The organism is Corynebacterium sp. HMSC06C06, from assembly GCF_001807295.1.
Classification (GTDB): domain Bacteria; phylum Actinomycetota; class Actinomycetes; order Mycobacteriales; family Mycobacteriaceae; genus Corynebacterium; species Corynebacterium striatum.
This window is the reverse complement of the sequence record NZ_KV788518.1, coordinates 18,607-43,823: the sequence shown is the minus strand read 5'-3', so window position 1 is coordinate 43,823 and position 25,217 is coordinate 18,607. Positions and strand designations below refer to the sequence as shown.

At 62.0% G+C, this 25,217-nt stretch carries 25 protein-coding genes and 1 pseudogene; 13 read left to right on the top strand and 13 right to left on the bottom strand.

Features of this window, described 5'->3' with window-relative positions:
- Positions 1-116 precede the first annotated feature (116 nt).
- Positions 117-1,145, top strand: coding sequence for an HNH endonuclease signature motif containing protein (locus HMPREF3153_RS10605; protein ID WP_070420825.1), 1,029 nt, complete (start codon positions 117-119; stop codon positions 1,143-1,145).
- Here HMPREF3153_RS10605 and ppc read toward each other — a convergent pair.
- The 3 genes from ppc to pdxS form a co-directional block, all read right to left on the bottom strand.
- Complete coding sequence (ppc, locus tag HMPREF3153_RS10600) at positions 1,142-3,820, bottom strand: phosphoenolpyruvate carboxylase (RefSeq protein ID WP_070420824.1); 2,679 nt, start codon at positions 3,818-3,820, stop codon at positions 1,142-1,144. The two genes, HMPREF3153_RS10605 and ppc, sit on opposite strands and share 4 nt — an antisense overlap.
- Before the next feature lie 153 nt (positions 3,821-3,973).
- Positions 3,974-4,558, bottom strand: coding sequence for a pyridoxal 5'-phosphate synthase glutaminase subunit PdxT (gene pdxT, locus HMPREF3153_RS10595; RefSeq protein WP_070420823.1), 585 nt, complete (start codon positions 4,556-4,558; stop codon positions 3,974-3,976).
- The gene (gene pdxS, locus HMPREF3153_RS10590; RefSeq protein ID WP_141740949.1) at positions 4,552-5,463 is read right to left on the bottom strand and encodes a pyridoxal 5'-phosphate synthase lyase subunit PdxS; all 912 of its coding nucleotides are present in this window, start codon (positions 5,461-5,463) and stop codon (positions 4,552-4,554) included. Before pdxS ends, pdxT begins: the two co-directional genes overlap by 7 nt.
- A gap of 81 nt (positions 5,464-5,544) precedes the next feature.
- On the opposite strand from pdxS, the gene HMPREF3153_RS10585 reads away from it, so the two are divergent.
- Entirely contained in the window at positions 5,545-6,852 is a 1,308-nt protein-coding gene (locus HMPREF3153_RS10585; RefSeq protein WP_070420821.1) for a MocR-like pyridoxine biosynthesis transcription factor PdxR, read from the top strand.
- Between the two features lie 44 nt (positions 6,853-6,896).
- Here HMPREF3153_RS10585 and HMPREF3153_RS10580 read toward each other — a convergent pair whose 3' ends face one another.
- The 3 genes from HMPREF3153_RS10580 to HMPREF3153_RS12785 are packed head-to-tail and all read right to left on the bottom strand — an operon-like array spanning position 6,897 to position 8,293.
- A complete protein-coding gene (locus HMPREF3153_RS10580; RefSeq protein WP_046646572.1) occupies positions 6,897-7,520 on the bottom strand; it encodes an anti-sigma factor in 624 nt (207 codons plus the stop codon).
- Entirely contained in the window at positions 7,517-8,080 is a 564-nt protein-coding gene (locus tag HMPREF3153_RS10575; protein WP_070420903.1) for a sigma-70 family RNA polymerase sigma factor, read from the bottom strand. The genes HMPREF3153_RS10580 and HMPREF3153_RS10575 overlap by 4 nt, the downstream gene beginning before the upstream one ends.
- A 57-nt stretch (positions 8,081-8,137) precedes the next feature.
- Positions 8,138-8,293 carry a hypothetical protein gene (locus HMPREF3153_RS12785; protein ID WP_005527944.1) on the bottom strand — a complete coding sequence of 52 codons (156 nt, stop codon included), beginning with the start codon at positions 8,291-8,293 and terminating at the stop codon, positions 8,138-8,140.
- A gap of 151 nt (positions 8,294-8,444) precedes the next feature.
- On the opposite strand from HMPREF3153_RS12785, the gene HMPREF3153_RS10570 reads away from it, so the two are divergent.
- Both HMPREF3153_RS10570 and HMPREF3153_RS10565 read left to right on the top strand, forming a co-directional pair.
- On the top strand, positions 8,445-10,034 hold the full coding sequence (locus HMPREF3153_RS10570) for a redoxin domain-containing protein (RefSeq protein ID WP_070420820.1): 1,590 nt from the start codon (positions 8,445-8,447) through the stop codon (positions 10,032-10,034).
- A gap of 9 nt (positions 10,035-10,043) precedes the next feature.
- Positions 10,044-10,640: an MBL fold metallo-hydrolase gene (locus HMPREF3153_RS10565; protein WP_070420819.1), complete on the top strand. Its 597-nt coding sequence runs from the start codon at positions 10,044-10,046 to the stop codon at positions 10,638-10,640.
- 68 nt (positions 10,641-10,708) lie between these two features.
- On the opposite strand, the gene HMPREF3153_RS10560 is transcribed toward HMPREF3153_RS10565, so the two are convergent.
- Genes HMPREF3153_RS10560 through HMPREF3153_RS10550 form a run of 3 tightly spaced genes read right to left on the bottom strand, consistent with a single transcriptional unit; the run spans position 10,709 to position 14,814 of the window.
- Positions 10,709-11,563 (bottom strand): SPFH domain-containing protein, encoded by an 855-nt coding sequence (locus HMPREF3153_RS10560; RefSeq protein ID WP_046646575.1) that lies wholly within the window; start codon positions 11,561-11,563, stop codon positions 10,709-10,711.
- Entirely contained in the window at positions 11,563-12,210 is a 648-nt protein-coding gene (locus tag HMPREF3153_RS10555; protein ID WP_070420818.1) for a hypothetical protein, read from the bottom strand. The genes HMPREF3153_RS10560 and HMPREF3153_RS10555 overlap by 1 nt, the downstream gene beginning before the upstream one ends.
- Positions 12,211-12,222: 12 nt before the next feature.
- Positions 12,223-14,814, bottom strand: coding sequence for a nitric-oxide reductase large subunit (locus tag HMPREF3153_RS10550; RefSeq protein ID WP_070420817.1), 2,592 nt, complete (start codon positions 14,812-14,814; stop codon positions 12,223-12,225).
- A 415-nt stretch (positions 14,815-15,229) separates the two neighbouring features.
- Between HMPREF3153_RS10550 and HMPREF3153_RS10545 the strand changes: the two genes are divergently transcribed.
- The 3 genes from HMPREF3153_RS10545 to HMPREF3153_RS10535 all read left to right on the top strand — a co-directional run bounded on the left by HMPREF3153_RS10545 (position 15,230) and on the right by HMPREF3153_RS10535 (position 18,080).
- Complete coding sequence (locus HMPREF3153_RS10545) at positions 15,230-15,439, top strand: hypothetical protein (RefSeq protein ID WP_070420816.1); 210 nt, start codon at positions 15,230-15,232, stop codon at positions 15,437-15,439.
- Positions 15,440-15,570: 131 nt separating this feature from the next.
- A complete protein-coding gene (locus tag HMPREF3153_RS10540) occupies positions 15,571-16,899 on the top strand; it encodes an O-acetylhomoserine/O-acetylserine sulfhydrylase (RefSeq protein WP_070420815.1) in 1,329 nt (442 codons plus the stop codon).
- A 29-nt stretch (positions 16,900-16,928) separates the two neighbouring features.
- Entirely contained in the window at positions 16,929-18,080 is a 1,152-nt protein-coding gene (locus HMPREF3153_RS10535; RefSeq protein ID WP_080970022.1) for a homoserine O-acetyltransferase MetX, read from the top strand.
- Here HMPREF3153_RS10535 and HMPREF3153_RS10530 read toward each other — a convergent pair.
- Positions 18,077-18,430, bottom strand: coding sequence for a DUF3017 domain-containing protein (locus tag HMPREF3153_RS10530; protein WP_046646580.1), 354 nt, complete (start codon positions 18,428-18,430; stop codon positions 18,077-18,079). The two genes, HMPREF3153_RS10535 and HMPREF3153_RS10530, sit on opposite strands and share 4 nt — an antisense overlap.
- Positions 18,431-19,288, bottom strand: coding sequence for a bifunctional methylenetetrahydrofolate dehydrogenase/methenyltetrahydrofolate cyclohydrolase (locus tag HMPREF3153_RS10525; RefSeq protein WP_046646581.1), 858 nt, complete (start codon positions 19,286-19,288; stop codon positions 18,431-18,433). It abuts the gene before it with no gap.
- A 24-nt stretch (positions 19,289-19,312) separates the two neighbouring features.
- On the opposite strand from HMPREF3153_RS10525, the gene HMPREF3153_RS10520 reads away from it, so the two are divergent.
- From HMPREF3153_RS10520 to HMPREF3153_RS12550, 4 genes and pseudogenes are all read left to right on the top strand, one after another.
- The gene (locus HMPREF3153_RS10520; protein WP_005527936.1) at positions 19,313-19,783 is read left to right on the top strand and encodes a tRNA (cytidine(34)-2'-O)-methyltransferase; all 471 of its coding nucleotides are present in this window, start codon (positions 19,313-19,315) and stop codon (positions 19,781-19,783) included.
- Between the two features lie 254 nt (positions 19,784-20,037).
- On the top strand, positions 20,038-20,304 hold the full coding sequence (locus HMPREF3153_RS10515) for a FeoA family protein (protein ID WP_083281042.1): 267 nt from the start codon (positions 20,038-20,040) through the stop codon (positions 20,302-20,304).
- A gap of 2 nt (positions 20,305-20,306) precedes the next feature.
- Positions 20,307-22,254, top strand: a pseudogene (feoB, locus tag HMPREF3153_RS10510) (ferrous iron transport protein B).
- Positions 22,251-22,535, top strand: coding sequence for a hypothetical protein (locus HMPREF3153_RS12550; protein WP_005527932.1), 285 nt, complete (start codon positions 22,251-22,253; stop codon positions 22,533-22,535). Before feoB ends, HMPREF3153_RS12550 begins: the two are co-directional and overlap by 4 nt.
- On the opposite strand, the gene HMPREF3153_RS10505 is transcribed toward HMPREF3153_RS12550, so the two are convergent.
- Both HMPREF3153_RS10505 and HMPREF3153_RS10500 read right to left on the bottom strand, forming a co-directional pair.
- Positions 22,489-23,940, bottom strand: coding sequence for a PH domain-containing protein (locus HMPREF3153_RS10505; protein ID WP_070420813.1), 1,452 nt, complete (start codon positions 23,938-23,940; stop codon positions 22,489-22,491). The genes HMPREF3153_RS12550 and HMPREF3153_RS10505 overlap by 47 nt on opposite strands.
- Positions 23,937-24,386, bottom strand: coding sequence for a PH domain-containing protein (locus tag HMPREF3153_RS10500; protein ID WP_049192340.1), 450 nt, complete (start codon positions 24,384-24,386; stop codon positions 23,937-23,939). The genes HMPREF3153_RS10505 and HMPREF3153_RS10500 overlap by 4 nt, the downstream gene beginning before the upstream one ends.
- 91 nt (positions 24,387-24,477) lie before the next feature.
- Here HMPREF3153_RS10500 and HMPREF3153_RS10495 point away from each other — a divergent pair, with 91 nt between their 5' ends.
- Positions 24,478-24,738 carry a helix-turn-helix transcriptional regulator gene (locus HMPREF3153_RS10495; protein WP_005527929.1) on the top strand — a complete coding sequence of 87 codons (261 nt, stop codon included), beginning with the start codon at positions 24,478-24,480 and terminating at the stop codon, positions 24,736-24,738.
- Between the two features lie 3 nt (positions 24,739-24,741).
- Positions 24,742-25,215 (top strand): hypothetical protein, encoded by a 474-nt coding sequence (locus HMPREF3153_RS10490; RefSeq protein ID WP_070420812.1) that lies wholly within the window; start codon positions 24,742-24,744, stop codon positions 25,213-25,215.
- The last annotated feature ends 2 nt before the right edge of the window (positions 25,216-25,217 follow it).

The following is a 25,217-nucleotide window of genomic DNA, read 5'->3' as shown; positions in this document are numbered from 1 at the left end:
CCAGCTAGCTTGCGAATGTGTATAACTTGCGGCGAGCTCCTGAGTTATCCACAAATTTGGCCTCTCGCGAAAACTGACTATTGAAGCGGGCTTGACCGCGCTTTAGCGTTGAGGTCATGAGATTACAGTCCTTCTTCGCCGCACTCGGCCGGGCCATTGACCTGATGGCCGAGTGCGCGGGCATGTCTGAATCCGATCTGTTGGCATTAGGAGCCGCGCCTGCCGACGCCGCCGAGCTTCTCGCCCTCCATCACTCCTACTTCGGGCCCACGCACTCCACCAAGAAGCAGCGCACGGCGGTAGCAGCGGCGCGCAGCCGCGGCCATGGGCTGGTTACGCTGCGGCAAATTGAGTCTTTCGTGGCCAAGGTTCGCGACCATAACAAGGCCTGGGACCTGCGCGTGGAACTGTGCCAGACCAGCGCCGAGCTGGTGGAAAAGGTTGCGCGCAAGCGCCTGCGCGAGTGGCGCAAGCCCCGCGAGTACGCCGAGCGCGCGAAGCTGACCCAGCATGGCAACGGCTTGGCCACGTTGACTGTGACGGCGGATTCTATGCAGCTAACCGACGTATTCCAGGGCATCGACCAGCAGCGTCCCGGCGAGAGCTTTCTGGAAAACCTCGACGGCAAAGGCGTGAAAACTGAGGTCATGACCATGGCGGTGCTGCAGGTCGACGACTATGCGCAGCTGCTCAAAGGAAACACGGACAAGGATGGCGAAGAGTTCATCGTGCGCATGACCAACGGTGCCACGCTGACCGGCTCGCAGCTCGTGGAGCGCGCACTGCTGGAAAAGGGCGTTATCGTGGCTGTCAGCCGCGAGCACGGACCGCTGGATGTCTTTCGCACACGCCGCTTCGCCACGGACAAGCAGCGGCTGGCACTCATGGCGGAGAGCCCATGCTGTGCGTGGAAGGACTGCCCGGTCCCATTTGAGAAGTGCCAGATTCACCACATGGTGGCCTGGGCGCGGGGCGGATCGACGAATATCCTAAATTTGGTTCCATTATGTCCGTATCACAACGGAGTCAACGACGATGACCCCACTGCCCCGCCCATGCGCGGGCGGATGGTCCGCGTCGGCGGCAGGGTGGCATGGCAGCCGCCTTACGACGCCGCGCCCATCCCCACCAGCAAATTCAACTAGCCTGCGTTGCGCAACGCAGTAGCTAGTCCATTCATCGTGACCTGAATGGTCTTCGAGACGAGGAACTGATCATCGCCGGCGCGGTAGCGGCGCAGCAACTCCAGCTGCACCGCATTGAGCGGGAGCAGGTATGGGTAGCGGCGCTTGAGCGATCGCGCTTGGCGCTGGTTCTCCGCGGTGAGGTCTGCATTGCCCGTGATGTGCAGGTAGACCTCGCGGGTGAGGGCGAATTCGTCGGCGATGAGGCCGTAGATGCGGTCGGCAACGGCTTTGTCGTCGACGAGGTCCGCGTAGAGACGAGCGAGCGAGAGCTCCGCCTTCGCCATCACCTGCGCCATATTCGACAACACCGAGCGGAAGAAAGGCCAAGTGCGATACAGCTCGCGCAGCTCCTCCCAGCGTGCCGCCTGCTCGCCGACCGGCGCCTGCTCCACCCACCGCGTCACTGCGCTGCCCACGCCGAACCAGCCCGGGATGTTGGTACGCGACTGCGACCACGACAGCACCCACGGAATCGCGCGCAGATCCGAAATCGCAGTGGTCTGATTGCGGGCCGACGGGCGCGAGCCGAGGTTGAGGTCGCCGATTTCGTGCAGCGGCGTGGACTGGGTGAAGTACTCGATAAAGCCGGGGTCGCCGATGAGATCTTCGTAGCGTTCGCCGGACAACGCTGCGAGCTCACGCATGATTTCGTAGGCGCGCTCCGTATCGGCGATAGGCTCGGTATCCAGCAGCGATGCTTCCAGTGCGCCGGACACAAACGCCTCAAGGTGGCGACGCGCCGTCTCCGGAGCACCATACTTGGCGGAGATGACTTCGCCCTGCTCGGTGATGCGCACCGAACCCGACACCGCGCCCTTGGGTTGGGCCAGGATGGCGTCGTAAGTCGGACCACCACCGCGGCCAACCGCGCCGCCACGGCCGTGCGCCAGGCGCAGCTCGATCCCATGTTGGGTGCACAGCTCGACGAGGGAAAGTTCGGCGTCGTAAAGCGCCCAGTTCGCCTGCAGGTAGCCGCCGTCCTTGTTGGAATCGGAGTAGCCCAGCATGACCTCCTGAATGTCCCCACGCGCGCGCAGGTGCTCGCGGTAGAAAGGCACGGCCCACAGCCGCTCCAGGATGCGCGCGCCGGCCTTCAGATCATCGATGGTTTCAAAGAGCGGAACAACGTCGACCTCGCTCAGGCCCACTTCCTTGAGCAGGACCATCGGCTCCAGGATGTCCGATACCGAGCCCGTCATCAAAATGATGCAGTGCGAAACCGACTGCGGGCCAAACTTGCGCACCGCCTGCGATGCCGCACGGAAAATGCCCAGCTCTTTGGCCGTGACTTCGCTGAAGTCCTGGTCTGCGCCAGGAAACAGCAACGGGCGCGCGGTCTGCAGCTCGCGGACCAACAGCTCGACCTTCTCCGCTTCGCTCAGCGCGGCGTAATCATCGCACAGGCTTGCGGCAGCGAAGACCTCCGTGAGCACCTGCTCGAAAGACTTCGAGTTCTGGCGCATATCCAGTGAATAAAGATGGAAACCAAACGTAGTCACGGCCGAGCGGATGCGGGCCAGGCGGTCATCGGCGATGATGTCGTCGTTGAACTGGCGCAGCGAGCGATCGATGACGTCGAGGTCGCGCTGCAGCTCCTCCGGCGAAGCGTACGGGGTGAAGTCGCCCTTCGGCGCCTTCTTCTCTCCCAACGCATGCAGGTTTGCACGCACGCGATTGCGGATGCCATAAATCGCACGGCGATAAGGCTCGTCCACGCGCGACTCCCAGTCGTTGTTAGCAATCTCCGCCAACGACAGCAGCTCGGTAGAACACGAGGAATAGCGATCCGACAAAGACAGCTCGCGCTCCAACTCATCGAGCTCCGACTCGTAGTAGCGCAAAATCGTCTTCGCTGCCTTACGGGTAGCGTAGGTCAGCGTGCGCTCGTTGACGTACGGATTGCCGTCGTGGTCACCGCCGATCCAGGAGCCGGGTCGCACGACGGGGGCGTCGGGAAGCTGCAGCCCAAAGGTCTCCCGCATGCTATGGCGAATCGCGCGGTTGAGCGCCGGGACCTGCTCCAGAAGCGAAAGCTTGTAGTAGCGCAGCCCGACGTCGACCTCATCCTCCAGCGTCGGCCGGGCAATGCGGATAAGCGCCGTCTGCCACAGCAACGTCATGCGCAGGTACATCTCGCGCTCGATGGCGTCCATGTCGCCACCGCGGTGGGCGTCGATAAGCAGCTGCTTAATGCGGGTCTGGGTATCGAAGACCGTACGCCGGCGGGTCTCCGTGGGGTGCGCGGTGAGGACGGGCGCCACCTGCGCGTCGCGGATGACGGCGGCCGCATCCGCGGGGGCGACGCCCTCCTCCTTCAGCTTGGTGAAGGTCTTGCGCAAGCTCACCGGCGCCTCCACCGCCTCGTCCGCGAGGTCCTCGGCAAGGTTTGCCAAAAGTGCAAAATAGCTAAACGCGCGCGCCACGAGGTTGGCTTTATTGATGTCCAGGTCCCGGAAAACCGCCACGAGGTCCTCGGGCTTGGCGTTGCCGTGGGCTACATTGAAGGCCATCTTGCGGGTGGATTCGACCAGCTCAAAGACGTCCTCGCCCTCTTTCTGCGCGAGTACTCGGCCCAGCACTCGGCCTAGGAGGCGGATGTCTTCTCGGACTTGGTCGATGTGCGGATTTGTCACCAGATTCGTCTTTCGATGTGCTTCACAGAATTAACACGCTTAAATGTATCCCAGGTCACTATCGCGTCGGCGCTTTTCCGCTCGTTTACCCCCGTAAGCTTTCAGCGCATAAAGGATCTGGTGGCCGGGTTGCCATAACCACTACTACGCCGGCTATCTGGCACTAGTAGCTCCCAAACAACAGTTGAGCCACGTTTCGTGGATGCGAGTCTCACCGTTTTCTTCCGGGTGGAAACTCAAGGCAGTGACGTGGCCTTGGCGCACACCGACGATGACGTCGCCCGCGATGGTGGCAATGACCTCAACATCCGCGCCCACGCGCGTGACGACGGGCGCTCGGATGAAGCTAGCCTCCACAGGAACGCCGTCGACGGTGACGGTGCGTTCCTCGGAGAAGCGCTGGTTGCCGAAGGCATTGCGTTTCACGGTCACATCCAGAATCCCCAGCGTCTGCTGCCCGGCCGCTGGGTTCTCCAGCTCGCGGGCGGAGTAAATCAAACCTGCACACGTGGCGAGGACGGGGAGGCCGGAGCGGACGGCGTCGCGAAGCGGCGCAGCAAGGTCGAAAGCCCTAGCAAGACGGTCGATCGTGGAGGACTCGCCGCCCGGAAATACGATTCCGTCGAGCCCGTCCAGGTCACGCGGCAGCCGCACCCGACGCACCTGTGCGCCCAGCGAGCTCAAGATCGCCGCATGCTCCTCGACGCCGCCCTGCAGTGCCAGTACTCCAATCACCATCCGCGCTCAGCCAAACGGTGCGGTGCCGGCACGTCCTTGACGTTGATTCCCACCATGGCCTCGCCCAGGCCGCGGGAGATCTTCGCCAGCTCGGCAGGCTGGTCGTAGAGTGTCGCGGCCTTCACGATGGCCTCCGCACGCGCAGCCGGGTTGCCGGACTTGAAAATGCCGGAGCCGACGAAGACACCCTCGGCGCCCATCTGGCGGACCAGGGCGGCGTCGGCAGGCGTAGCAACACCACCCGCAACGAACAGGACCACGGGCAGCTTGCCGGTCTCTGCCACCTCGGCTACCAGGTCGTACGGTGCCTGCAGCTCCTTGGCCGCAACGTAAAGCTCATCGCGGTCCAGGTTCTGCAGGCGCGCAATTTCTCCCTTGATGGTGCGCAGGTGCTTGACGGCCTCGGAGACGTCGCCAGTACCGGCCTCGCCCTTGGAGCGAATCATCGCAGCACCCTCAGTAATGCGACGCAGCGCCTCGCCCAAGTTGGTCGCACCGCAGACGAAAGGAACATCGAAGTCCCACTTGTTGATGTGGTTGATGTAATCCGCCGGCGAAAGAACCTCGGACTCGTCGATGAAGTCCACGCCCAGCTCGCCGAGAATCTGCGCCTCAACGAAGTGGCCGATACGGGCCTTGGCCATGACGGGGATGGAGACGGCGTCGACAATGCCCTCGATGAGGTCTGGGTCGCTCATACGCGCCACGCCACCCTGCGCGCGAATGTCTGCCGGGACGCGCTCCAGCGCCATAACAGCTGCAGCTCCGGCGTCCTCGGCAATCTTTGCCTGCTCCGGCGTCACGACGTCCATAATGACGCCACCTTTAAGCATGTCTGCGAGTCCGCGCTTTACGCGAGTAGTTGCTCGCGTCGTTTCATTCTTAGAAGAAGTATTTTCAGTCATGCGGACCATCCTCACACTACGAAGTGGTCTAAATCAAGAGCCAATTCAAGCGTGTTGAATTAGACCACTTATGCTGGGACCATGTCTATACGGCTTGCCCCCTCTGATACACGCGCACTGCCCGTCCAAATCGCGGAAGCCCTGCGCACCCAGGTGACGGCGGGCATTCTGCTGCCGGGTGAACAGGTTCCTTCCACCCGCGCGCTTGCCGCGAAACTCGGCGTTTCCCGAGGCAGCGTGGTTACCGCCTACGAACAACTCACCGCCGAGGGTTACCTCACCGCCGAGGTGGGCTCCGGCACCGTCGTCAATCCGCGGTTGCCACATTCGCAGCTGCGGGAGGTGAAGGTAGAGCGCCCCGCGCCGGCAGCGTCGACAGTCAGGCTCACGCCCGGGCTGCCGGATACCGACGGAATCCTTACCCCCGAATGGCGGGCCGCATGGCGCGAAGCGGCCAATCATCCGCTTTCCGACGCCACCTCACTCCCCCACGAAATCGCCCACCACGTCCGGCACATGCGCGGGCTGCGGGTGGATCCGCAGCGAATCGTTGTCACGGCCGGCGCCCGCGACGGTTTGACGCTATTGCTGCGCGCGCTTGGCGACCACCTGCGCGTGGGGGTGGAGTCGCCGGGTTACCCGAGCTTGCGGCGTATTCCCGAGGCGTTGGGCCACGAGCTGATGGAGGTGCCTACCGACGCCGAAGGCGTTACCGTGCCCGGTCCGCTGGATGCGCTCATCGTCACGCCGAGCCACCAATACCCTTACGGGGCGTCGCTTCCCGCTGCTCGCCGGGGCGCGCTGGTGGAGTGGGCGCGCCGCGAGAACGCGTTGCTGATCGAAGATGACTTTGATTCCGAGCTGCGCTACGTAGGCCAGCCTCTGCCCGCACTGACAGCGCTGGCGCCGGAGCATACGGTGCTTTTGGGAACGTTTTCTTCGGTGATTTCGCCGTCGATTGCGTGCGGCTACCTCGTGGTTCCGGAGCGGTTGTTGTCCGCGGTCCAGGACGTCCGTGAGGTTTTCGGCCAGCCCGTGGGCTCCATCCCGCAGGCGGCATTGGCGTCCTATCTAGCTAGCGGCGCACTGCGGCGGCACACCGGGCGGATGCGCCGGGCCTACAAGCGGCGCCGCGACCTCGTCCACGCCATGCTTTCCGACGCCCCCGCCACCCTCCTTCCCATCAACGGCGGCCTCCATGCAGTGTTGCTGTGCGACGAATCCGTTGTAGACCGAGCCGCCACCCGCGGGCTGACGCTGACGCCGCTTCGCGATTACTGGGGCGGCGCCACTGCTGAGAAGGGCATCGTGCTGGGATTCGGACACCTAAGCGACGTCGAGCTCACCACCGCATTGCATATCGTGCGCGACTGCCTCAGCACACCATAAGCAATGAAACGATTCTCGAGCCAATTTGGGTAATGCTGGTATGGCTAGCTGAGGCGGACCTCGGCGAGCATCCGGCCCGTGGGCTTGGCGCTGCCGCCCATGGGTTCCTCAGTGATCATGACCTTGGTGGCATCGCCGTCGAAGGGCATCCACACATCGTCGTGCGGGTCTTGGCCGATGACGCCCGCCGACGTCACCTCACCATTGGAGGCCACGGCCCAGACTTGGGCGCCCATGCCGTCGGCGAGTGCAGGCTGGCCGTCGACCATCGCGCCAGACTTGCCCATCTCCTTCGAGGACACAATGTCTAACGTTGCACCGGAGGCATCCGCGTTGCCGGTCAGGAGGTCATCAGCAGCCATGATGGCGTGCATCTGTTCCACGCCCGCGGCTTGAATCCGCGCGTCTTCCTGCGAACGCAGCTGGACGACGCCAATTCCCCCCACCATCAACAACACTGCCGCCGCGGCAGCTGCGAAGAAGCCACGCGTACGACGACGCGGCAACTCCACCACCTCCGCTATGGGCTGCGCAGTCGGCGAGGTGTGCTCGCCGGCATCGATAGCGGCGAAGACGGAGTGTTTGAGATCCTCTGGTGGGTCGACGTCGGGAAGAGCGTCGAGGAACGCCTCGAAGGACTCGTCGTCGAATTCGCGGGTGTTACTCATCGCTCCTCCTTTCCCAGTGTGGCTTTGAGTTTCTTGATTCCGTCGCGCACGCGCGTCTTCGCGGTACCCAGCGGCACTCCTGTTGATTCTGCCAGCTCAGCATGGCTCAATCCACCGAAGAAAGCCAGCAGGACTGCGGTGCGGTGAGGCTCGCCGATGGCGTCGACAGCCGCGCGCAAGCGTTGCGATTCCACGTGCTCCAGCGCTTCGGACTCGACGTCGATAAAGCGTGTTGGCTCCTCAAGATGCGCGTCCCTATCGTCGCGCTCCACGCTCGCCACGTGCGAGCGCAGCCGATCTACCGCGCGCCCATGCGCCAACCGCGCAACCCATGACCGTGCATTCCCACGCTCTGGGTCGAAGTTGGCCGCCTTATTCCACGTCTCCATGAACACATCTTGAGCGACTTCTTCCGCCAGCGCCTGATTATTGAGCACGTGGAGGCAGACGCTGAAGACGGTAGGACTGAGGACGTCGTAAAGCTGCGAAAAGGCGTGCCTGTCCCCTGCCGCGGTCGCAACGAGCTGGTCGTTGAGCCGGGCGATTTGTTGTGGGGACATGGTGGACACGGACGTTGAGTTTACCTCCGCCGTAGGCGCTGGCGCGGACATTTGGACTTACTTGGACATTTCTTCCGACATCATCGCACCGGATGACGGTGCCATCATCTCGGACGTCATCATCTCGTCCTTGCTTTCCTTGTTGTCGTTGCAGGCAGCGAGACCGGTTCCGGCGATGGCCAGGGCTGCGGCGGTAGCGATGAGCTTCTTCATGAGTTTTCTCCTTTTGACTGTGGGCCAGCGTTTCTGGCCCCTTCACAAAGTCATTCGGAGCGGGGCGGAAAGTGGATTGGAAAAATTTTCACCAATCCGTCCGCTGGTTCCGCTCCGAACAGATGGGTATACCCCAACAGAAAGGTTTCCCATGTTGTCAACCCTGTCCATCGGGCTTGTCGGTGGCCTAGTCACTGGTCTCTCACCATGCATCCTGCCCATCCTGCCGCTGGTTCTTGCGGTGAGCGGAAACGGCGGAAGGTCGCGACCATGGCTGGTCATCGGCGGGCTGGTAACGAGTTTTACAGCGGTGACGCTCTTTGCCACAACACTGCTCAACGCGCTGCACCTGCCCGGCGACTTAGTGTGGAAGGTGGGCATCGGGCTGCTGGTGCTCGTGGGCCTGGGCATGATGTTCCCCAAATTCCAGGAGATCCTCGAGTGGCCGTTCCTCAAGCTTCCCAAAGCAGGCGGTCTGCAAGCTAAAGCGCGCGACAAAGGCGGATTCGCGGTGGGCTTGGCGCTCGGCGTGGTCTTTGTGCCGTGTGCGGGTCCGGTGCTGGCGGCTATTTCCGTCGCCGGTGCGACAGGCACAATCGACGCCCACATCCTCATCCTCTGCCTCGCCTTCGCCGTCGGCGTGGCTATTCCGCTGATGGCATTCGCCCTCGGCGGCAACGAAGTGGGCAAACGCGTGGACTTCTTCCAAACACATCAGCGGGGCTTCCGTTTCGGCGCGGGCGTAGTGGTCATCGCCATGGCAGGTGCCATCGCCGTCGGTGCGCCGGCGTGGCTGCAGCAGAAACTGCCCTCCCCGGAGTTTGGGCAGGAGGTGTTGGCGAAAGAGGCGTCGTCAAGCAAGGCGGGACAGCAAGTACCCGAATTCCAGGGGCTGACCGGCTGGTTCAACACGGATGAGCCCGTGGACCCGCGCACGAACGGCAAGGTGACGCTCATCGATTTCTGGGCCTATGCCTGTATCAACTGCCAACGCAACAACGTGCATCTGACCAAAATATACGACCACTACAAGGACTCTGGGCTCGAAGTAGTGGGCATCCACGCCCCGGAATATTCCTTCGAGCGCGTGGCCGCCAACGTCCAGCGCGCGGCGCGGGAACAGGGAATCCACTACCCCGTTGCCCAAGACAACAACTTCGCCACCTGGCGTGCATTCGGAAACCAGTACTGGCCAGCGCACTACCTCGTTGACGCACAGGGAATCCTGCGCGAATCTCACCACGGCGAGGGCGATTACGCCGAAACCGAAAATCACATCCGCGAGCTGCTTAAAGAGCGCGACCCGAACGTCCAACTCCCCGCGCCGCTGGAATCCGCCGACCAAGCCTCCACGGAGGGCCGCAATCCAGAGACCTACCTCGGCACGGCGCGTGCGCGTTACTTCGCCAACCGCAACTACGCCCCAGGAACACACGACTTCGAGCTCGGAACGCCGGAGCGTGGCCAGTACTCCCTCGGCGGAACGTGGACACTCGAGGACCAGCCGATTACTGCCGGCAAGGATGCGCGCCTGCGCCTGAACTACCACGCGGCGTGGGTCCAGCTGGTGGTCTCCGGCAAAGGAACCGTGACGGTGCGCCACGCAGACGGCACCACGCGTGAGTTCCCTGTGAAAGAAGACGGAACGCTCGACCTCGTTAAAGAGAACGCCCCGCAAACCGAAGTTCTCGACATCGAAGTCAGCGAAGGCGTCAAACTCTATTCCTTCACGTTTGGTTAGGCTGGGACCATGAAAGTCACCATGCTCGGCCACTCCGCAATCGCAGTCGACGCCCCTGCGGGTCGCTTTGTCATCGACCCCGGTGGATTCACGGACTCCTCGTGCTTGGATTCGGCAGATGCCGTGTTGGTTACCCACGCGCATGCGGATCACCTCGACATCGAGGCCGTGCGCGACTGTGGCCTGCCGGTATGGGGCACGCAAGAGACTGTCGACGCCGTGGGCCACGGCACTGCGGTCCGCGCGGGCGAGAGTTTCGAAGTGCTCGGGATAAAAGTCCAGGCAGTCGGCGGGTTGCACGAAGAGATTCACCCGGCGATTCCCCGCCCAGAAAACGTGGGTTTCTTCTTCGGTGGTGTTCTCCACCCTGGCGATCAATGGGTGCATGTCGAGGGCGTAGAGCTGCTCTTCCTCCCGATTTCCGCACCCTGGGTGCGTGGCGCGGATGCCGCGGACTACGCCATGTCCATCGGCGCGCGGACAGTGGTGCCGATTCATGATGCTGTGCTTAGCGACGTCGGCAAGCAGCTCACCGACGGCATGCTCCAGAAAGCTGGCGTTAGCGGCTACCGGCGCCTAGCCGTTGGCGAATCGGTGGAAGCATAGAAATACTCCCCACAATCTGGTTTCTGATTTCTCAGTCCGGATTATGGGGAGCAGTTCGAGTGCGACCCTTACTCGGCGCTGGGGGCATCGGTTGTCGTGCTGGCCTTGCCTGTGAGCTGGGAGAGGTTCTCGTTGAGGTCCTTGAAGCCCTTGGAGAAGCTTCCGAGGTTATCCATGAACCCACCCATGATGTCAATCGGCAGCGGGAAGACGATGGTGGAGTTCTGGTCAGCGCCAAGCTCCAGCACGGTCTGTAGATAACGCAGCTGGAGGGCGGCCGGGGCCTTACCGAGCTCTTCGGCGGCCTCACGCAGCTCGCGGGAGGACTGAAGCTCGCCGTGTGCGGAAATGACCTTGGCGCGGCGCTCACGCTCGGCCTCGGCCTCTCGGGCAAGGGCGCGCTGCATCATCTCGGGGATTTCGACGTCCTTGATTTCGACGATGCGGGTGATGACACCCCAACGCTCGGTCTGGCCGTTGATGATGTTGGCAAGGTCCTCGTTGAGCTCTTCACGGTGTGCGAGAAGATCGTCGAGATCCGCACGGCCCAGCAAGCTACGCAGCGTAGTTTGCGCGATTTGCGACGTCGCGACCGCATAGTTTTCTACTTCCAGCACCGCCTTCAGGGAATCGGTGACCTCGAACATGACCACGGCGTTAACGCGCACGGAGACGTTGTCCTTGGTGATGATTTCCTGCGGTGGGATGGTCAAGGTGACCACGCGCTGGTCCACGCGCTCGAGCTTATCGATGCCCGGCCACATAAAGTGCAGGCCCGGCTCCATGAGAGGACGCAAGTGACCGAAACGGAAGGCCACGCCGCGCTCGTATTGTTTGATGACTTTGAGCGAGTACATCAAGAACACGATGATGAGCGCGATAATGATACCGATGACAATCGGCCAGAATACAAGTGCTGACATTAGCTAGCTTCTTCCTTCTTACGATCCGAGCGGTAGCGGTTGGTCTTGCCGTACTTCGAACCGTAGCGGTCGATTTGGGCAGCCAACTCAGCCTCACGGTTGTCCATTTCTGGGACCACGATCCTCGGCGCATTCGACGGCGTGTTCCACAGGTGGCGCGCCAGCGGGTATACACCGAGACCGGTGATCACGAAGACGGTGGCAATCGTTATGAGAATCTCGGACGGCGAATGGTTAGTGATGAGAGAAGACAGCGGAAGCAGGTAGCCCATGGCCGCCACCGCGAGCGCGATGCCGCGGTGGAAACGACCGGAGTCAGAGTGCGGCCACGGGTCGAGCTGCCGGGTTACTTCCCTGCCGTGATGGGACACCGTGCAGGCGTCCTTGACCGGACAGGTGTTGCACACCGTGGGGTTGGCGCGGTAGCGCATGACGCGGTTTTCCGGGTCGAAGCTAGACGGCCACAGCCACTGGTCCTCAGGGCACTGCCAGGCGTCATGCTCCTCCAAGTAGCGGAAGGTGCCAGCGCGGTTAGCCATGGTGCGGTTGGCGGTTTGCTTCGCCATTGCGTCAAAGCCCCACGCTACGACCAGCAAGAAAAGGCCGTAGCACACCGCCAAGAGGGTGAAGATACCTGGAGCATCCATTATGAGCCTGCCTTACTTCTTGTCGGAACCATAGGTGCCGCCCCACTTGGTCTTGGAGTCAAACACCGGATCCTGAGGACCCGTGGCAGCGGAGTCACCGCGGCCGTCGTCAGGCGCCTGCTCCTCCACGAACGCACCACGTTCGTCGATGTAGCCGTAGCGGCGGCCGTCGATGCGGCCGGTGTTGTGAGCACCGTCGCGGGAATCGACGCGGCCCTTGCCACCGGACACGAGCCCCACGCTGGAGGCAGCCCCGGCCACTGGGACTTCGCCGGCGTGATCGTCGTCGTCAGGCGCAATGATGCTAAACAGCGGATCCTTCGGGTGCTCTTCGATGGTCGGGATCTCCTTGTTGAAGAGCACGCCCTTGAGCGCCATCCACAGGAACGGGATGATGCCCGCGAGGAACATGACGTCGCCAGGCATGCGCAGCCACTCCATGATGAAGTTGCCAGGCTCGGTGATGTAGCCCAGGGAACGTGCCTCGACGTAGCCGGAAGCCACGGATTCGTAGAGCTGCATAACGCCCAACGGGAGCAGGGAAATAACAACCATCCACAGCAGACCGATGTTCTGCAGCCAGAAGGACCACGCCATGGCCTTGTCGGACCACTTGTCCTTCGGGAGGAGGTAGCGCAGTGCGAAGACGGACAAACCGACAGCCAGGAAGCCGTAGACACCCATCATGGCGCCGTGTGCGTGGTTTGCGGTCAGTGCGGTACCGATCTCGTAATAGGAGACGATTGGCAGGTTAACCAGGAAGCCGAAGATGCCGGCACCCAGGAAGTTCCAGAAACCAACGGCCACGAGGAACATAACTGCCCAACGGTGCGGGAACGGACGTTCGCCAGACGCACGCTGACGGGAGCCGAGCTGCATAAAGGTCCATGCCTCGACGGTTAGCAGGGTCAGCGGGACAACCTCGGCTGCGGAGAAGAACGCGCCGAGTGCCATGTGCTCAACCGGGGTACCCGAGAAGTACAGGTGGTGCATGGTGCCTAAGACGCCACCCGTGGAGTACAGGATGATGTCGAGGAAGATAATGCCCAGAGCAATCTTTTCGCGGATGACGCCCAGCAGAACGAAGACGTACGCAACCATGACTGTGGTGAACAGCTCGAGGAAGTCCTCCACCCAGAGGTGCACAACCCAGAAGCGCCAGAACTCAGCGACGGAGATGTGAGTCTCGGAGCCGGCCAGGTTACCCACGGCGTAGAAGGCCGGGATGGCGATGCCGGCGTAGAAGAACAGCCACGGCATGTTGGACTTGTGCTCGTGCTTCAGGCGGCCGCGCAGCTGGCGGAAGATGATGCCGATCCAGACGAACATGCCCACGGTGAGCAGAATCTGGAAGAAGCGCGGCAGGTCAAGGAACTCCCACTGCTGTGAGAACAGGGTGCCTTCCTTGATGTAGCCCATGGTGGACAGCCACTCGAAGGCCATGGAGCCAAAGACCACGAAGGCGATGGCGCCGAGCAGGAACCAGACCAACCAATGCTGGCCCTTGGGCTCCTTCTTGCCCACGAAGGAGGCGAGGAAGATACCGGCTGCGAGGAGGCCACCTGCGGTCCACAGCAGGGACAGCTGGAGGTGCCAGGTACGCGAGACGTTGTACGGCAGTATCTCCTGCAACGGAATGCCGAAGAAGCCAGTCAACTCCGTGCGGTAGTGCTGCGAAGCGGCACCCAAGAGAGCCTGGATGAGGAAGAGCAAAGCGATGACGAGGACGAACCACGCCACGACCTTCTGGGACTTGGTCAAGCCGACTTCGCCCGGTTGGGTGAAGTCAAGGTTAGGAGCCTCCTCTGCGTGCCAACCGATGGACTTGGACCAGCGGCCGTAGATAGCGAAGATAAGGCCGGTACCGCCGATGAGGGCGATGAGGGAAAGCACGGACCAGACCACGAGGTCAGCGGTCGGGCCGTTGTCCACGCGCGGCTCTGCCGGCCAGTTGTTGGTGTAAGAGTAATCGTGGCCCGGGCGCTCCGCAGCGGAAGCCCAAGAAGTCCAGCCGAAGAAGCCGACAAGGTTGTTGATCTGCTGCTTGTCCGTAATGAAATCGGAAGGCAGACCCTTCTCGTGGGAATCCTCGCCGAAGTACTTCGCGTAGTACTCCTTATTGGATTCAAACGCAGCAATCTGGTTATCGGTCCACTTCAGGACGCCAGTTGCTTCATCGTAACGGTTTGCCCGAAACTCCTGCTGGACGGCCTCTTCTGGAGTGGCGTCCTTGTCGATGAAGTCGGGGTAGCCGTTGGCGTCGTTAAGCTCGCGTGCCTTATCCAAAGACATGCGCAGGTACTCGGCGGTGTAGTCCGGACCGAGGTACGCGCCGTGGCCGAGTACGGAACCGTACTGCTGCAGGCCGCGGGTTTGATAAAGGGCCTGACCGTTAAGGATTTCATCCTTGGTCAGGATGGTCTCACCGGTGGTTTCGGAAACAATCTTTTCCGGGAGAGGCATAGAGGCGTTGTAAGTGCGGTACGCCAAGAAACCCATGACTAGAAAGCCAAAGATCATGACTAGGGCGACGCCCTGCACCCACACGCTGCTGAGCTTGAGGACCGGCTTGCGGCGATCCTCATGGCTAGTAGTGGTGGACATATATTTTCCTGTCTTCTCATTGTGCTGACACTTAACTGCGCAAGGATGCGAGTCAAGGTGGCCGGTGCCCCAAGTCAGACGGCACCCAGAACGATTATGAACGGAAAAAGTCGCATTAAATAACCGAGAAAGACCCACCATGACCCATACGCGGTCATCCTTATGGTTGATACGGAAAACGGGCGAATCTCTTTAACCATTTCCACCGACAGGAAATTTCTATATTTTTCCAAGTTAAACCGGAGAAATAAAACGCTTAACCCATGCGAATTCTATTTAGTCATAAAGCATTTTCGGACGATTGTTATTTTGGACACAATTTGCAAGGGTTTGCAAATTTTAAGTTACCGCAGGTTGCTGGCTGAAATTTTTTACACGGCTTGTTTAATTCGGTATTTACCGTATTATTTGAACCATGACTTTCGCAGAGCACACCAAGCGCAACTGGCTCATCACCCTGTTTGCCGCCATCTTCTTCGCGGCCATTGTGTCGATGATCTTCCTCAACGACCCCCACAAAACGGTTACTGTCGCCATGGTCTTCATTGCAGCAGCGCTACTTCTCTTCGGCGCCATCCTCGGCGTGTGGTACCTAATTCATAAACGCAAGAATCCACAGGCCTAGCCAAGGGATCCATAGTGGTCGGTTTATGCCAACCGCTTTGTCTGTTTTTATTCACTACTTCGCCAGCGGAAACAAGGCCAAATTCCGGCAGCCCTATACGCTTTTGTACCGCTTGGTCTAGTCTTACCTCCATGACTACCAAGTACGACAACAGCAACTTCGAAAACTGGGCACTGTCCACCCGTTCCCTGCACGTGGGTCAAGACCTCGACGGCTCGACCAACTCGCGCAACGTCCCGATTTACCAGACCACCTCTTATGTCTTCGATTCCGCAGAACATGCTGCAGCACGCTTTGCGCTTAGCGACGCCGGCCCCATCTACACGCGTCTGACCAATCCCACCGTTGACGCGCTCGAGCGTCGCCTAGCAGCTCTCGAAGGCGGCATCGCCGCCGTAGTGTTTGCCTCCGGCCAGGCTGCTGAGACCGCAGCCATCGAGGTCCTCGCTGGCGCAGGCGACCACATCGTCGCCTCCCCGCGCCTGTACGGCGGAACCTCCAGCCTGTTTACCCACACCCTCAAGCGCCTCGGCATCGAGACCACCCTGGTTGAGAACCCGGATGATCCGCAGTCCTGGCAGGCAGCTGTGCGGCCAAACACCAAAGCTTTCTACGGCGAGACCTTTGGCAACCCGATCGCCGACGTGCTCGACATCCCGGCTATCTCCGAGGTCGCACACTCCAACCAGGTGCCGCTCATCGTGGACAACACCATGGCCACCGCTGTGCTTGCTCGTCCACTGGAGCTGGGCGCTGACATCGTCGTGGCGTCGACTACCAAGTTCTACTCCGGCTCCGGCTCCGCTATCGGCGGCGCGCTTATCGACGGCGGTAAGTTCGACTGGACCGTCGAGCGCGACGGCAAGTCCGTCTTCCCGTTCTTCACCGAGCCGGACGAGAGCTACCACGGTCTGAAGTACGCAGACCTTGGAGCCCCGGCATTCGCGCTGCGTGCCCGCGCTGGCATCATCCGCGACACCGGCGCAGCCGCTTCCCCATTCAACGCCTGGCTGACCCTGACCGGCCTGGAGACTCTCGAGCTGCGCGTCCAGCACCACAACGAGAACGCTCAGGCAGTCGCTGAGTTCTTGGAGGACCACGACAAGGTCGCCAAGGTCAACTACGCGGGTCTGGATTCCTCCCCGTACAAGTCCGTAAAGGAGAAGCTGGGCTACAGCTACACCGGCTCGGTGCTCTCCTTCGAGATCGAGACCGGTGGCAAGGACGCCAAGGAAGTGGCGTGGAAGTTCATCGACGCCCTGAAGCTGCACTCCAACCTGGCCAACATCGGCGACACTCGCTCGCTGGTGGTCCACCCGGCAACCACCACTCACTCCCAGTCTGACGAGGCGGGCCTGCGCGCCGCTGGTATTACCCAGGCAACGGTGCGCCTGTCCGTCGGCATCGAGGATGTCAAGGACATCATCGCTGACCTCGAGCAGGCTTTCGCTGCCCTGTAACTGCGCAACAACGAAGGGAGTTTCTTCGCGTGACCACGATTCCGGAGCTCGCCCCTGAGGGCGAGCTGGACCACGTCAAGATCGGTGATTTCGCTACGGAAGCCGGAGCTTCCATTGCGGACGTCACCATCGCTTATCGACGCTGGGGCGCCTTTGCCGGCGACCCACATGGCGCAAACAATATCGTGGTCATCGAACACGCCCTGACCGGTGATTCCAACGCCGCCGACTGGTGGGGCGACCTCATCGGCCCAGGCAAGGCGCTGGATACGCAGCAGTGGTGCGTGATTGTCACCAACGCGCTCGGCAGCTGCAAGGGCTCCACTGGCCCGTGTTCCCCGCACCTAGACGGCAAGGCCTGGGGCTCGCGCTTTCCGGCGTTGTCCATCCGCGATCTCGTCGAAGCCGAGCATAAGTTCTTGCAGGAGCTGGGGTTCGAGCACGTCCACGCCGTCATCGGCGGCTCGATGGGCGGCGCCCGCACTTTGGAGTGGAGCCTGCTGCATCCGGAGTTTCTCTCCGCGGCCTGTGTCATCGCGGTGTCTGCCCGCGCTTCCGCATGGCAGATCGGCATCCAGTCCGCGCAAATCTCTGCGATTGAGCGCGATCCTTTCTGGCACGGCGGCGACTACTACGAATACAACAAGGCCCCGCGCGAGGGCCTCGCGGCGGCCCGCCGCATCGCGCACCTGACCTACCGCGGTGAGCAGGAAATCGACGAGCGCTTCGGAGTCCAAGCCCAACGCGGCGAGAACCCGCTTGGCTCATACCGCGAGCCCAACCAGCGCTTCGCCGTGAATTCCTACTTGGATTACCAGGGCGACAAGCTCACCGAGCGTTTCGACGCCGGCTCCTACGTGACGCTGACTGAGGCGCTGAACCGGCACGACGTCGGGCGCGGGCGCGGCGGCCTCAACAAGGCGCTGGCTTCCTCGACCGTGCCCACCATGGTCGTGGGCGTGGACACGGACATTCTTTACCCGTACCACCAGCAGGAACACATCTCCCGCAACATCGGCAATCTGCTGGCCATGGCCAAGGTGGTCTCCCCCATCGGCCACGATGCCTTCCTGGCTGAGTCGCGCCAGATGGACCGCATCCTGCGAAACTTCCTGGCGCTCTCCGCGCCGGACGGCCTGGATTTGGGTCCGATGTATGTGGGCGACGAGTACTACATCTAAGAACCCAGCGAATCCACGGACACCGCCAGGAACGTCATCAACGCTCCCAGGCAGGCTGTGTAGGTGGCGTCGAAACGCCGCGAGCGCACAGCGAGAACGCCGACGATGCGTGAGTCGCATGTCAGACGCACCAGCGACAGCCACAACAGCGACGCCCCCAGAATCACGGTGGCGCGGCGCCAGTGTTCAGAAATGGCAAAGACCGCAGACAGCGCTACGCCCGCGACGAAGAGCCCCACGGCAACCCACTGCACGCCGGCCGGCAAGCGCGAAGGCCGCAACTTAACGTCGTGGGGGTTATCCAGGTTGAGATCCTTCGCCCGGTGGGCAGCCCCTTTTTCGGAGGCCATTTAAGCCAGGCCCGCCAGCTTTTCTGCGCGCTCCACGATGTTGGACACCAGGAAGGCACGGGTCAGCGGGCCGACGCCGCCTGGGTTCGGGGACACGTAACCGGCTTTATCCCACACGTCGGGCGCGACGTCGCCAGCCAGCTTGCCATCCACGCGGGAGACTCCCACGTCGAGGACCGCAGCGCCTTCCTTGACCATGTCCGCGGTGAGCATGTGAGCCTTGCCCGCAGCCGCGATGATGACGTCAGCAGCCTTGGTCTCAGCAGCCAAGTCCTTGGTGCCGGTGTGGCACAAGGTCACGGTGGCATTCTCGCTGCGGCGGGTAAGCATGAGGCCAATCGGGCGACCCACGGTCACGCCACGGCCAATAACCACAACCTTGGCGCCATCGAGCTCCACTCCGAAGCGACGCAGGAGATGGATGCAGCCGTTCGGAGTACACGGCAGCGGAGCGTCCTCGTTGAGAACCAGCTTGCCCAAGTTGACCGGGTGAAGGCCGTCGGCGTCCTTCTCCGGATCAATCTTGGCCAAAATCTTGTTCTCATCCAGGTGCTTCGGCAGCGGCAGCTGCACGATGTAGCCGGTGCAGGCGTCATCGTTGTTGAGTTCGTCGATGACCTTCTCCAGCTCTTCCTGGGTGATATCCCCTGGCAAGTCCTTGCGGATGGAGTTGATGCCCAGCTGCTCGCAGTCGCGGTGCTTCATCTTCACGTAAGCGTGGGAGCCTGGATCGTCACCGACCAGCACGGTGGCCAGGCCAGGCTGGATGCCCTTGGCCTGCAGGGCGGAAACGCGAGCCTTCAGGTCCTCGAAGATCTCGTCGCGGTACAAATTGCCATCTAGTTTGGTAGCGCTCATGCAGTCCATCCTAGACTGAGCACTATGAGCCAGCTGCACATCGTCTTTGATAATCCCGTGATTCCCACCAACACCGGCAACGCCATCCGCACCGCTGCCGTCACGGGTGCCTCCCTGCATCTCATCGAGCCGCTGGGTTTCAACTTCGACGATAAGCACCTCAAACGCGCTGGCCTGGACTACCACGACCTCGCAGATCTGCAGATCCACAAGGACTTCGACGCCTGCATGGCTGCCCTGCCCGGTGCGCGCGTCTTCGCATTCACCACGCACACCGACAAGTGGTTCACCGACGTCGAGTTCCAAGAAGGCGACGTCCTCCTCTTCGGCACCGAGCCCACTGGCCTGCCACCGGAGCACGTCAATCACCCGCGCATCACCGAGCAGGTTCGCATCCCTATGGTCCCGGCGCGCCGCTCGATGAACCTGTCCAACGCGGCCTCCACCGCCGTATACGAGGCTTGGCGCCAACTGGGTTTCAAGGGCGCGGTCTAGTCTCACCGATCTCATCACGGCAATTGAGGCTGCCGCGCACAACGTGCTCGGTTTTGCGCAGGCAGGCATGGAGTTGACGCAGCGCCCTGTGGTGCCTCTGCTTGTCGACGTCGTTAAGCGGAATTGCTCCCTTTAAGCAGAAGCTGCGCCAGATCGGCAGCTGGGAAAACGCACTGGGATAAAGTTCACAAAGTGTGGACAACCTAATATTCGGCAAGGGTAACTTTAAAAGTGATTCGAAAGGACTCTTTGTCATGTTGCCTTTGCGTTTGAGCTCAGGCGAGTCGACCACTCACTCATCGGCTTACTCCCTGCCTGTTGGCAGCACTGTTACCCTCCGCCCCGAATGCCTCGACTGTGTGCAGAACCCAGCGATGGCGCGCCGCTTGTGCGAGCTCGGGATCCGGCCGGGCGCGTGCCTGACTCTGGGCGCGCACGTGGCGGGCGGGGCACGCATCGTAACTGTTGATACCTGCCGCTACGCCATCGACCGGCAGACGTTGCAATCCATCGGGGTCTAGTAATGAGCTCCACTTCCCCTAGCTGCCACGGAAATCCTGGCGGGGCGCTGGCTCCCGCGGGCGCAGCCATCATCGCGATGGTGGGCGCTCCCAACTCCGGCAAGTCCACGCTTTTCAACGCGCTAACCGGCGCCAAGGTGTAGACCGGCAACTGGCCGGGCACCTCGGTGGAGGTCAGCCGCGGCGCCTGGAACATTGCGCATTCGTGTTGCCCGGCCGAGGTTGCCGATCTCATTGACTTCCCCGGCACCTACTCGCTGGATCCGCTCAGCCCGGATGAGGCGCTGACCCCGCGCCATGCTTTACGACGCCGCTCCTGCCGAGCGCCCCGATCACGTCATCGTGGTGGTCGACGCGACTGCGGTTGCGCGCGGGCTCAACTTGGCTTTCCAGCTCGCGGAGCTTCCCTGCCGGCTCAGCATCGCGCTGACCAAGCTGGACGTAGCACAAGACCAGGGCTTGCGGGTCGATGCCGATGCGCTCGCGAGGGCCACGGGAATCCCGGTCGTCTGCATTGATGGCCGCCGGCGGGAAGGCCTGGAACGCCTGCGTGAGACGGTGCAGGTTTCCCTTACTGAGGAGCCACAGGTCCGGCGCGAGGACGCCAGCATCGACGCCCGCTTTGCGGATCTCGACGCCACTACCAAAGCAGCGGTGCACACCGAGTCGCAGCCGGTCACGCGTTCGCAGCGCCTAGATGCGGTAGCGCTGCACCCGGTAGCCGGCCCGTTGCTTTTCCTCGCGGTGATGTGGCTGGTCTTCCAGATAACCACCACGGTGGCCGCTCCTCTGCAGGACGGCTTGGAGGCGCTGGTCTCAGGACCCATCTCTGACGCAGCACGCCACCTTCTGAAGGCAGTCGGCCTTCACCATCCGCTGGTCGAGGGCCTTATTGTCGATGGCCTTATCGGCGGCGTCGGCATGGTGCTCACCTTCGCGCCGCTCATGGCCTTGATGTTCCTGTGCCTCGCCGTCCTTGAAGACTCTGGATACATGGCGCGTGCCGCGGTGGTCACCGACCGCCTCATGCGTGCCATTGGCCTTCCAGGCAAGGCGTTTATCCCCATCGTGGTGGGCTTTGGCTGTAACGTGCCAGCCATTGCGGCCACGCGTGTTCTGGGCTCGCCCCGCCATCGCATCATGACTTCTTTGCTCATACCGTTCACGTCGTGCTCGGCGCGCCTCGTGGTCTTTGTGATGCTGGCGCAGACTTTCTTCCCGGCCCACGCCGGCAGCGTGGTCTTTGCCTTGTACGTGGCCTCCATCGCTCTGCTCGTGTTGGTGGGCTTAGCACTGCGCAAGACGCTATGGCGTGCGGTTCCCGAGGATCCCCTGGTCATCGACCTGCCCACCTACCAACTGCCCACGGTGCGCCTGGCGTTATCCGTGATGTGGACGCGCCTGAAGGGCTTCCTCCACACGGCGGGCGGCATCATCGTATCCACGGTCGTGGTCATCTGGTTGCTCATGGCCATCCCGGTGGGTGCCGCGACCTCCCTCGATGGCGGCTACACCACCCCGGCTCCGCAGGAGTCTGCTTATGGCGCGGTCTCGCGCACCATCGCTCCGGTCTTCGCGCCGGCGGGCTTCGACTCTTGGTCGCTGGCCGGCCCACTGGTCACCGGTTTCGTGGCCAAGGAGGCACTCATCTCCACGTGGTCGCAGACCTACGCGGTCAAGGACGTCACCGACGCCACCCCCGAGGAACAGGCCGCAAGCTCGCTCAGCGATCACGTGCGCGCCGACTTCGCGGCGGCCTCCGGCGGCCACACCAACGCGGCAGTGTGGGCCTACATGCTTTTCCTGCTGGCTTATACCCCCTGCGTGGCCACTCTGGCTGCGCAAAAGCGCGAAATCGGATGGCGTTGGACGCTCTTCGGCTTCGCAGTTCAGCTCACCACGGCGTGGGTCTTGGCTGTCGTGGTCTTCCAATTGTTGAGGTTGCTGTGAACTCCCCCATCGAAGCAGTCCGCTCAACCATCGCGGCAGGAATCACCACCCGAGCCGGAGTCGCCAAAGCCACGGGCTTAGAAATCGGCACGGTCAACCTGGTGATGTCGCACCTTCTTGCCACCGGCGAGCTCAGTGCCGAAACGCTCAGCACCTGCCCCACCACGGCCTGCGGCTCCTGCGCAGCCTCCGCGCTGTGCGGCGCCCCGCGCAAGACCGGCGCCCCAGTGTTGCTTACTCTGCGTCGGCCGAGTCACCCGGCTCCGGCGAAAGCATCCTAGCCTCCTGCGCCATGCTCGGCAGCTGGCGCTTGCGCAGGCGCTCGAGGAGATCGGCGGCGTCGTCAAGCGCTAGCTGGCGTCCTGCCATCGCCACCGGCCCGCGGACCAAGTCGAAGTTGATGTTGCGCACGCCCAAAAGCTGGTTGAGCGGGCCCGCCTTGACCGTGAGCTCCTGGATGTGCGGGGTGCCCACGACCATCACCCGGCGCGCCAGGCGCCCGGCATGCACGACCGCCACCTCGGTGCCCACCAGCGTGACCGCCTGCTGACGCAAGTCCACAGGCGATGCCAACCAAGCCCTGCCCGGTGAAATGTACGTGGGGCGCGTGTGCCCCTCGGGGCGGGCAAATTCCTCAATCTGCGCGGCGTCGAGATCGGAGACCAACTCCAACAGCGCGAGTGCCTGGTCGCGCGTACCCACCGGCAGAATTCGCGTGGAACCCGACTGCTTACCGCCGGCCTTCGCACCATAGCCCGCGACGGAGACCTGAACCTCGTACCAGCCAAACATGCGCCACAGCAGCGGCTGCGTCACGCGCACCGCATGGATGCGGGAGCGGCGGATGGTCTGCCGGCGGCGATCGGCTAGGCCATATGCAATATTGAGCACCTCATCCTGCGCGTCATAGCGGGAGTTAAAGCGCCACGACGTATCAATGAGATTCCAGATGTTCGGCACAAATCCCACCACGATGGGCAGCGCCGCCGCGCGGAAGAAGGGCAAGATGACGAGGATCGTCATGACTACGAGGGCGATAAGCGTGGGCAGGCGCAGCGCCTCCGCTGCGAGGGTACGGCTCACGGGAATCTCCGGGATGAGGTCGTCACCGGCCGGGTCGGGTTCCACGGTTGCCGAGGCGTTTCCTGCTGCCGGGCGATGCACGTGCGCGAGCAGCTCTTGGCGCAGCTGCTCGGCTTCCGCCTTACGCAGGAAGGAAATCTCGATGACCGACGCAGTGCCGCCTGCGGTTTCCACGCGCACCGCCGCCAGACCAAAGATGCGCGCGATGACCGTCTCCACCACGTCCACGGCCTGAATGCGGTCATAGCGAGCAGAGCGGAAGGACGAGGAAATCACGCCATGGCGCAACGCCACCTCATCAGGGCCGAGCTTATAGCCCAGCTTGCGCCACCAGATGGCGGAGACATACCAAATGCCCAGGCAAACTACGATGAAGCCGCCGAGCCCCGCGAGCGTTCCAAGGCCGATGTCACTCCAGTGCCCGCCACGTAGGTAGGCCGCGATGTCGGAGAGCATCTCCAAGTTGAAGTTGAGCACGAAAATGGCCAGAAACGCGAAGATAACCGACCAAAAGCGCAGCAACGGGGTCAGGCGGTGGACGCGGCGAAAACCTTCTGCGTCCGCGGACGCGCGGTCCTTGCGCAGACGATGCCGGCCGCTCATAGTCCGCTCATCCGTTCGCGTGCCTTGACGGCAAGCCGCTCGCGCAACGCATCCGCGTCTTCTGCAACGAGGCCCGCGATTCGCGCATCTGAGCTTGCCGACGCCGTGTGAATCTCCACGCGCTTCAACCCCAACGCCCGCTCGATGGGTCCGGCGGAAACGTCCACAAACTGGATGCGGCCGAAGGGGACGATGGTCAGGCGGTACCACAGCTTGCCGCGGGTAATCACCAGCTCATCGTCGGTTTCCTTCCACCCCATGTTGCGCACCTGTGCGGGGATGAGCCAGAGCAAGTAGACGAACCACACTACCCAGGCTCCGGCGAACCAGTACCAAAATGAGCTGGCGAAGTACCCCGCAACCGCGAAAGCGATAGCAAAGACTGCCGACCAGCTCAGGTGGTGAATATAGCGAGCTGTGGTCAGCTTCCGGGAGACCGGATGCATGTCTGGGGAAAGGGCGGAGTGCATGCCGCCTATGCTAACAAAGCCCTCAGACTCCTTGACAAAGTGTTAGGTTTATACAACACTTTGGTTTATGTCCCCAAAGAAAAAGCCGTCTTCCCCAATTTTCAATCGGGTTCGGTTGCTCCGGGTCGAGAGGGACATGTCGCGCGCCCAGCTTGCCGACGCCGTCGGGGTCAACCCCCAAAGCATCGGTGCTCTTGAGCGTGGCGATCACTCTCCCAGCCTCGACCTCGCGTTCAGCATCTGCGAAGTATTCGACCTCCCCGTCGAAGCCGTCTTCTCGCGCACCGAATTCCAGCCGCTATCCACCGAGATCTACCGAAAGGACTAGGCCATGACGTCCACCGCCACCAAAGCTCGCGTCACAAAGCGCAACCGCCTCATACGCCTCGCCGACGTCGGGCTTGCAATCATCGTCGTATCCATCCCGCTGCAGTTCTGGGACGATTTCACGTCCTTCATGCTGGCCTGCTTGGGTACCTGTGTAACCGGCTTCGGCGTGTCCAAGCTGCGCAAGACTATCGACTCCGCCGACTTACCCACTATCGAACTCGACGAGTACATGCTGCAACTTCATGTAGAGGCCCACGAAGATGGACTTAAGCTCGCCTTGTTTTCTTCCATGTTCATGTTCATGGCCTGCGGCGCTATTGCTCTCGGAACCCGGTTCGTCGACTCCATGGACGGAATCTTCGTGGCCAGCTTGTTCTTCAAGCTGATCATGCTGCAAATGCTGTGGGTTCCATTCACCGTGGCCAGGTCTCTGGCAGGCAAATTCAACCGCGACGAACTAATTTCTAAGGATTAATC

What these genes read in the sequence shown, in the direction of transcription:
- HMPREF3153_RS10515 (WP_083281042.1), top strand. Translation starts at nt 20,038, where the DNA reads ATGTTGCCTTTGCGTTTGAGCTCAGGCGAGTCGACCACTCACTCATCG.
- HMPREF3153_RS10575 (WP_070420903.1), bottom strand. Translation starts at nt 8,080, where the DNA reads ATGTCCCCACAACAAATCGCCCGGCTCAACGACCAGCTCGTTGCGACC.
- HMPREF3153_RS10545 (WP_070420816.1), top strand. Translation starts at nt 15,230, where the DNA reads ATGACTTTCGCAGAGCACACCAAGCGCAACTGGCTCATCACCCTGTTT.
- HMPREF3153_RS10530 (WP_046646580.1), bottom strand. Translation starts at nt 18,430, where the DNA reads ATGGCCTCCGAAAAAGGGGCTGCCCACCGGGCGAAGGATCTCAACCTG.
- HMPREF3153_RS10555 (WP_070420818.1), bottom strand. Translation starts at nt 12,210, where the DNA reads ATGGATGCTCCAGGTATCTTCACCCTCTTGGCGGTGTGCTACGGCCTT.
- HMPREF3153_RS10495 (WP_005527929.1), top strand. Translation starts at nt 24,478, where the DNA reads ATGTCCCCAAAGAAAAAGCCGTCTTCCCCAATTTTCAATCGGGTTCGG.
- HMPREF3153_RS10570 (WP_070420820.1), top strand. Translation starts at nt 8,445, where the DNA reads ATGTTGTCAACCCTGTCCATCGGGCTTGTCGGTGGCCTAGTCACTGGT.
- HMPREF3153_RS10580 (WP_046646572.1), bottom strand. Translation starts at nt 7,520, where the DNA reads ATGAGTAACACCCGCGAATTCGACGACGAGTCCTTCGAGGCGTTCCTC.
- HMPREF3153_RS10565 (WP_070420819.1), top strand. Translation starts at nt 10,044, where the DNA reads ATGAAAGTCACCATGCTCGGCCACTCCGCAATCGCAGTCGACGCCCCT.
- pdxT (WP_070420823.1), bottom strand. Translation starts at nt 4,558, where the DNA reads ATGGTGATTGGAGTACTGGCACTGCAGGGCGGCGTCGAGGAGCATGCG.
- HMPREF3153_RS10585 (WP_070420821.1), top strand. Translation starts at nt 5,545, where the DNA reads ATGTCTATACGGCTTGCCCCCTCTGATACACGCGCACTGCCCGTCCAA.
- HMPREF3153_RS10560 (WP_046646575.1), bottom strand. Translation starts at nt 11,563, where the DNA reads ATGTCAGCACTTGTATTCTGGCCGATTGTCATCGGTATCATTATCGCG.
- HMPREF3153_RS10505 (WP_070420813.1), bottom strand. Translation starts at nt 23,940, where the DNA reads ATGAGCGGCCGGCATCGTCTGCGCAAGGACCGCGCGTCCGCGGACGCA.
- HMPREF3153_RS10490 (WP_070420812.1), top strand. Translation starts at nt 24,742, where the DNA reads ATGACGTCCACCGCCACCAAAGCTCGCGTCACAAAGCGCAACCGCCTC.
- HMPREF3153_RS10605 (WP_070420825.1), top strand. Translation starts at nt 117, where the DNA reads ATGAGATTACAGTCCTTCTTCGCCGCACTCGGCCGGGCCATTGACCTG.
- HMPREF3153_RS10520 (WP_005527936.1), top strand. Translation starts at nt 19,313, where the DNA reads ATGAGCCAGCTGCACATCGTCTTTGATAATCCCGTGATTCCCACCAAC.
- HMPREF3153_RS10525 (WP_046646581.1), bottom strand. Translation starts at nt 19,288, where the DNA reads ATGAGCGCTACCAAACTAGATGGCAATTTGTACCGCGACGAGATCTTC.
- pdxS (WP_141740949.1), bottom strand. Translation starts at nt 5,463, where the DNA reads ATGACTGAAAATACTTCTTCTAAGAATGAAACGACGCGAGCAACTACT.
- HMPREF3153_RS12785 (WP_005527944.1), bottom strand. Translation starts at nt 8,293, where the DNA reads ATGAAGAAGCTCATCGCTACCGCCGCAGCCCTGGCCATCGCCGGAACC.
- HMPREF3153_RS10540 (WP_070420815.1), top strand. Translation starts at nt 15,571, where the DNA reads ATGACTACCAAGTACGACAACAGCAACTTCGAAAACTGGGCACTGTCC.
- HMPREF3153_RS10550 (WP_070420817.1), bottom strand. Translation starts at nt 14,814, where the DNA reads ATGTCCACCACTACTAGCCATGAGGATCGCCGCAAGCCGGTCCTCAAG.
- HMPREF3153_RS10500 (WP_049192340.1), bottom strand. Translation starts at nt 24,386, where the DNA reads ATGCATCCGGTCTCCCGGAAGCTGACCACAGCTCGCTATATTCACCAC.